This window comes from Amycolatopsis kentuckyensis, assembly GCF_002155975.1.
Lineage (GTDB): Bacteria > Actinomycetota > Actinomycetes > Mycobacteriales > Pseudonocardiaceae > Amycolatopsis > Amycolatopsis kentuckyensis.
The window spans coordinates 1-961 of sequence record NZ_MUMI01000824.1 but is presented as its reverse complement, the minus strand read 5'-3'; the positions used below and the strand labels follow the sequence as shown (position 1 = coordinate 961).

Sequence of the window (961 nt, the reverse complement as noted above, 5' to 3'; positions counted from 1 at the left end):
TCGAGCAGGTCGCGTCGTCCGCGTACGAGATCCTCGGCGCCGGTCAGGGCCTCAGCCACCAGGAACTCCTCCTCGCCCATTCGGCCGTGGTACCCGGCTCGCTGCAGATCGAGGTCTACGAGGACGACGCGCGCTGGCAGCCGTGGACGATCGTCGACTCGCTCGCCGCCAGCGGACGCGACGACCGGCATCTGCTGCTCGACCCGGCTGCCGGTCGTGTGCAGTGCGGTGACAGCGTCCGCGGGCGGGTGCTGCCCGCCGGGGCGACCATCCGCGCGCACAGCTACCGCTACGGAGGTGGCGTCGCCGGGAACGTGGCCGCCAAGGCGGTCGCGAAGGTCGCGGTCGCGGGCGTGCGCGCGGAGATCCCGCTGCCGACCTCCGGCGGCGAGGACGCCGAACCGATCGATCGCGCGCTGGAACGCATCCCCGGCGAGCTGTCCCGGCAGAACCGCGCGGTCACCGCCGGCGACTTCCGGGCGCTGGCCATGATCCCCGGTGTCGGTCGCGCGGAGTGCCTGCCGCATTTCGACCCGGCCACCCACGACCAGGAAGCTGCCGGAGTCGTGACGGTGCTGGTCTGGCCGGCCCGCGACCCGCAACACCCGGACGCGCCGACCGCCGCGGCGACCCTGCTGCAAGCCGTGTTCGAGCAGCTCGACCCACGCCGCCTCGTGACCACCGAGCTGTACGTGGTGCCGCCGGTCTACCGGGAGGTCGCCGTGTCGGTCGGCATCGTGGTGAAGACCGGATATAGCGCGATCGGCGTCCGGCGCTGGGCCGAGCTCGTCGTCCGCCAGTACCTCTCGCCGCTGCCCCCGTTCGGGCCCGAGGGGGCGGGCTGGCCGCTGGGGCGTCGCGTGCACGGTCCCGAGCTGGAGGCAGCGGTGTTGCAGGTCGAGGGGGTCGAGTACGTCGAGGGCGTCCGCGTCGCCGCGCTCTCCGGCCCGCAACCGGCCGA

Annotated in this window: 1 protein-coding gene; it reads left to right on the top strand. The window is 73.8% G+C overall.

The genetic code is table 11. The features are described from left to right. Nucleotides 1-961: putative baseplate assembly protein (locus CCN39_RS48365; RefSeq protein ID WP_086853952.1), on the top strand; the 961-nt coding region annotated here is incomplete at both ends.